This window comes from Okeania sp. SIO2B3, assembly GCF_010672525.1.
Taxonomy (GTDB): Bacteria; Cyanobacteriota; Cyanobacteriia; order Cyanobacteriales; family Microcoleaceae; genus Okeania.
The window spans coordinates 409964-415963 of record NZ_JAAHGH010000004.1 but is presented as its reverse complement, the minus strand read 5'-3'; the positions used below and the strand labels follow the sequence as shown (position 1 = coordinate 415963).

Below are 6000 nucleotides of genomic sequence, written 5' to 3'. Positions count from 1 at the left end.
GTTGCGCAACCCCACCTTTTAAGGCGAAAAATTTTTGGAGAGTTGCTAAAATCCCCTATTTCCCCTCCCCTCCTGGGAGGGGTTAGGGGTGGGTTGGGAGGGGTTAGGGGTAGGTCAACTTCTGACTGAAATGAAGTGTGTCTTACATTCTGAGGTCTCCTCAGAATTACAAACTCGCTTCTGACTTCTGACTTCTGACTTCTGACTTCTGATTTCGTTAATGGGGTGGGGGCGGTTTCATCTAATTGGTTAAGACTAATTAATTTAACGTGGAACCCCCCCCTACTATTGCAACATTTTAGATGGTGACATGCTCCCACACTAAGCTGAAGCTATAGTGTGGACTTCTCGTTTCGCAGTCCCGGTACCCCGTCGGACAAGCGCGTGCTTTAAGGGCGGAATGCCCTGCCGCCCTATTTTTTATATTTATTGCTGCATTTCCGTTTGTCATGCTACGCAAACAAGTCGCGGTCAATCACAACACAGCAATGGGGACAAGAATGAGTTCGTATGTTTAATTCTTTGGGGACTTTTTCACCGCAATTGGTGGGTCAGCTAAATTATGACTCAGCTAAAACTCTAGAAGCAGTAGCTACACCTGCTCCTGGAGTAAAAGCTTCATATCCCAACTCTCGCAAAGCAACTTCTAATGCAGAGATAGCGGTGAGAATATCCCGTTCGCTGACAAAACCTAAATGTCCAATACGGAAAATTTTCCCTTTTAAGTGGTTTTGTCCACCAGCTAAAGCAATATCAAAACGCTTACTGACAATAGTCCGTATTTTTTCTGCGTCTACTTCTGGTGGAGGAGCAACTGCAGTAATAGCAGGACTAGCTACTGCATCTGGCCCAAATAGGGGCAACCCTAAAGCTTTGACTGCTGCACGAGTCGTAGTCATTAAACGTTGATGCCGAGCAAATATATTTTCTAATCCTTCATCCTGCATCATTCTAAGTGTAGCTTGCAAGGCAAAGAATAAATTTACTGGTGGGGTAAAAGGTGTAGTATTTTTAGCTCCATCTTTACGATACTTACCCAAGTCAAGATAGTAACGTGGTAATTTGGCCGTTTCATATGCAGTCCAAGCTTTAGCACCTACTGCCACAAAAGCTAAACCAGGGGGTATCATATAACCTTTCTGAGAACCTGAAGCAACAACATCAAGACCCAACTCATCTATTGGTATATTGACTGCCCCAATACTGGTGACGGCATCTACTATAATTAATGCTTCGCCATGAGCTTTAACATAACTATTAATAGTTTTTAGGTCATTGAGAACACCTGTAGAAGTTTCACTATGGGTAATAATTACCGCCTTGATTTTTTTCTCTTTATCTGCTTCTAGTTGTTCACGAAATTTTTCTGAGTCCAGAGGTTGGCCCCATTCTGCTGTGATTTTTTCGACTTGGAGGCCATAAGCAGTAGCTACTTCTGCCCAGCGATCGCCAAATTTACCATTACATCCACATAATACGCGATCGCCTGGACTGAGAAAGTTAATGATACCTGCTTCCATGGCCCCAGTTCCACTAGATGCTAAAATTAGGACATCATTTTTTGTTTGATGTAGCCATTTGAGGTTTTCTGTCACCTCTGCCATAATTTTGGAAAAGTCACTACTTCTATGGCCGATTGGATGTTTGGCCATAGCTAGTAAGGCTGTTTCTGGTACTGGAGTAGGTCCGGGAATCATTAACATTAGTTTGTCATTCATGATTTCTATTCCTTATGTTTTGTTTTACTTGAGTTAGTTTATATGTTTATTGATTGAGAAGCATTTTATTGAAAAAACTTATTTTTTCTTTAAGATTCCCACCTAAGAAAGTTTTAGTTATTTTAGGAGTTATTTAATTTTAAGTATTTTTGTTTGAGGATTTTTTTGATTTTTATTTCTATAGAATTTACATTTAAGATATTAAGGGATTATTCAATGGTTGAAGCAACTATTTATCTGGTAACAGTTAGGAATTAAAACTAATCACAAAGTTTTTGTTGTTAAAGTAATGATTTTGAATAGTTTCACAAATGAGCGCCGAAATACTAACTGCATTAACTTCTAGTAATCATTCCCAAAAACTTTACATTGAGCAAATCTATAAATCGTGACATCCCTAAGAATGGTATTAGTTAGGTAGACTAAATTAATAATTTATCATTACTTCTTCCTTTGAGATAGAGGATTGATACCAAAGAAGAAACTGTATCATTCCCCAAAACTTTACATTGAGCAAATCCATAAATTGTGAAATACCTAAGAATGGTATTAGTTAGGTAGACTAATACTAATTTGATAAGTGTTTTTTACAAATGGTAGAAGTAAGGAATAGGGAATAAATATTGAAGGAAAAAAGTTCATTAATTGATAATGGATAATTGATAATTACCTCTGGTTAAAACCGTTACGGAATTGAATATAAGGAATATTTTCTTTTCTTGGTCGATTGGATATGGCGCAGGTTTCCTCGCCATCCCTCGACCGCTTTTTTCCCCTTAAAAGGGGAGGCTTTAAACCAGAATTATTTAATTATTAATTATTAATTATTAATTATTAATTCTTCGGTAAAAATATATAGATATAACTATCTAAAATGAATTAGATAAGCTCTTTTTAAGGATCTCCGATCTAGATGCACCTTTTTATAGCATTCTTTTTTTAAACTGGTATAAATTAATAATTGATAATTACTTCTTCCTTTGAGATAGAGGATTGATACCAAAGAAGAAACTGTGTCATTCCCAAAAACTTTACATTGAGCAAATCCATAAATTGTGACATCCCTAAGAATGGTATTGTTTAGGTAGACTAAATTAATAATTGATAAATACTTCTTCTAATTAGGGTTTGCTGAAAAAGTCTTTTAGTAAGGGTAGGAGACAGGAGACAACCCACCCCTCCCCCTCCCAGGAGGGGAGGAATGGGAATGAGTGAGGAGGTAGGAGTAACAATTGTAAGAATGATTTTTCTACCCAACTATGCGCCTAAAATACGCTCCTTTTTGAGCGTTTTAGAAGTGATACCAGGCACTTTTTAAAGGCCCCAAAAAGGCTAAAACCTTTATTTAGAAGTGCTTTGAGATTTAATCAGCAAGCCCTAATTAATGAATGATTGTTAATTAATTATCTATTGTTAGTTTTATTCTAGGTCTTATTTAGTGAAGTTATTAATTGCCAATTCTACCTTTGGATTTTCAAAAGTCTTAGATATTAATTTTTGAGTATTATCAAATTCAGAAATACCTTTTTTTTGCTTGTTCTAATGCACTTAATATTTATTTTTCTGTTTCATTGAGAGACCATTGATATTCAATTGGTAAATTTGCTTGCTTGCAACTTTCTTCAAATTGTTTTTGTAGTGCTAAAGCTTTTCTCACAGTTACAATAAGTTCCCGTGCTTTTTCGTGCTGTTTTGTATTATAGTCTACTGCTAAAATCGTCTTTTTTTCTAATAACTGAAGTAGCAGTTCATAATGAATACGGGAGGGAACTGGTATTGCTTCCATAGTTTTATTTATAACGGTTTACAGATTGGTTAATTATGCTATGCAATAATTTCAACAACAAATAGAAATCAGAGAGCTGTTGTACTACTAATTATTCTTGAACAAGGAACAAGGAACAATTTATGGAGATTAAAACCCCAAATAATTGTGGACATTGAGGGTAAAGCTAGGGTATTAAACCTATAACCCACATTCCGCACCACAAAATGTAGTATAGAATTAGGAGTCAGGAGACAACCCACCCCTCGCCCCTCCCCCTCCCAGGAGGGGAAGACAAGAGACAGAATTTTAGAAGAAAATCATAGCTGCCGTGATTGAGTAATCATCAGAGCAAGTATTTATGCGTAAATTTTTGACTCGGAATTTGATCGACGAAAAAAGTAATTGAGATGATTTGCATAGTATAAATACCTACCAAACTACGGATTTATATACTACTTTTAATGAGACAAATTGAAGTTCCGAATGTGGGCTATAAGAGAAAAGATAATTAATATGAACATAAATCACTATAGCCATTCTAGATGGAATATGAACATTAGTTAGATATCAAGAGAAGTAACCATCAGTATTTAGATAACTAACATTTGTTCAAAACTTATTTAGGACAGCTATATATAGTTTATGTGGTTTAAGCAAATAAGATTTGATTTTCATCTTAATACCAACTTCGCTAGATAAAGCGAATATAAATCCTTTTTGAAATTGCATTTCTCTCGGTTTAAGTATAAATCACTTGCTGAATACTGAATTGCTGTTTGCGGAGCATTCCGTCAGGAAACCCTTTTTAAAACAAGAGGACTGGCTAAAAAGATTTTTTCCTCCTTTCAAGTTTCCAGGAGAGGGTTGAAAATTTAATTAGGACTTGCTGATTAAATCTAAAAGCATTGATATATAAAGACAAGTGCCTTTTTGGAATCTAAAAAAGTGCCTGGTATCACTTCTAAAACGCTCAAAAAGGAGCGTATTTTAGGCGCATAGTTGGGTAGAAAAATCATTCTTACAATTGTTACTACCTCCTTGCTCATTCCCATTCCTCCCCTCCTGGGAGGGGGAGGGGCGAGGGGTGGGTTGTCTCCTACCCCTACTAAAAGACTTTTTCAACAAACCCTAATTATTCAGTAATTTTTTTGATAACTCTATCATCTACAGTTTTTATCTGAAAAATTGTCAAGATATAATCTAAATCTAAAACCCTATATCTTTACCAGTTTTAGTTAACTTGTTTATCTGTAAATAACTGTAGCAGTGCTGCACCTGGGTCTGCTTTTTTCATCAGAGACTCACCTATTAAAACAGCACCCACACCAGAATTTTTAACAACGTTTACATCTTGATATCCATGTATCCCTGATTCACTTACTACTAAAATTCCAAGTTTTTGTAACTCTTTATTCCTAGCTTCCATTAATTTACAAGTTGTTTGTAAATCTACTGAAAAATCTGCTAAATTGCGATTATTTATACCTACCAACTTAACTCCTTCTATTGTCAATACCCGGTCTAACTCTGTTAAACTATGAACCTCAACTAAAGCAGTCATTCCTAAAGCATTAACTATCTTGATAAAATACTTTAAATCTTGGTCTGATAAAATTGCTGCAATTAGTAGTACAGCATCAGCTCCATATAAACGAGCAAGATATATTTGATATGGATAAATCAGGAAATCTTTACACAGTAGTGGTAAGTCAACATTTTTCCTAATATTTGATAAATATTCAAAGCTACCTTGAAAGAATTTTTTATCTGTCAAGACTGAAATACAAGTTGCACCATTTTGTTGATATGCTTTAGCTATGGCAACTGGTTCAAAATCTTCTCTAATTATCCCTTTACTAGGAGAAGCTTTTTTAACTTCAGCAATTACAGCAGGTTGAGTTTTTCCTGTTGATAAGGTAGCTAAAAAATCCAGAGGAGCAGACATTGAGTTAATTTTCTTTTTTAACTCAACTAATGGTTGTTTATCCCGCAGATAATCTACCTCTTTTTCTTTATACCAAACAATTTCTTCCAGAATATTTTGAGGTTTTGAATTTGGCAAAGCAACTTCATAACGTAAACTACCCATTTCTACTGCTGAAGTTGGCGGTCGGCGACGAATTTGCATTATATTTTGTCTTGATAATTTCCTAGTTTTGGTAGTGTTAAATAAGTATTGAAGAAGGCAGAAGGCAGAAGGTCTAATTGCTTATGGATAGTCAACGACTTGCCACTTCCTGTCTTATCAGCTCAAACAATTTTAAGCACCCTCGTTGACGGTGTAGGGCTAATTCTTTGTCATCAGAGAATACTTACAACTCTATATTTTTGGTTAGGAGCCATGTAAAAATAAGTTGTACAAATTTTATCTAGGATAAATCGTGAAATATAGCTTCCATCAAAAAAACTGTTCAGGTTATTTTTACACCAGTCCTTAACTAATTCTAGCAAAATTTACGATATCTCAAAGGATACAATTTTTCTAAGCGTGAGTAAGCATTCAGCTATCAGCTT

General features: G+C 35.4%; 5 protein-coding genes. All 5 read right to left on the bottom strand.

Annotated elements, in window-relative coordinates; all coding sequences use genetic code 11:
* On the bottom strand, positions 1–320 hold a 320-nt coding region (locus tag F6K15_RS05775), incomplete at its 3' end, for a hypothetical protein (RefSeq protein ID WP_293058188.1).
* Positions 321–452: 132 nt separating this feature from the next.
* Positions 453–512 carry a hypothetical protein gene (locus tag F6K15_RS38155; protein WP_293115595.1) on the bottom strand — a complete coding sequence of 20 codons (60 nt, stop codon included), beginning with the start codon at positions 510–512 and terminating at the stop codon, positions 453–455.
* A 48-nt stretch (positions 513–560) separates the two neighbouring features.
* Positions 561–1718: an alanine--glyoxylate aminotransferase family protein gene (locus F6K15_RS05765; protein ID WP_293058185.1), complete on the bottom strand. Its 1158-nt coding sequence runs from the start codon at positions 1716–1718 to the stop codon at positions 561–563.
* Between the two features lie 1555 nt (positions 1719–3273).
* Positions 3274–3504, bottom strand: a complete 231-nt coding sequence (locus F6K15_RS05760; protein ID WP_124154993.1) for a DUF5340 domain-containing protein — start codon at positions 3502–3504, stop codon at positions 3274–3276.
* 1213 nt (positions 3505–4717) lie between these two features.
* Positions 4718–5614 (bottom strand): indole-3-glycerol phosphate synthase TrpC, encoded by an 897-nt coding sequence (gene trpC / locus F6K15_RS05755; protein WP_293058174.1) that lies wholly within the window; start codon positions 5612–5614, stop codon positions 4718–4720.
* Between the last annotated feature and the right edge of the window lie 386 nt (positions 5615–6000).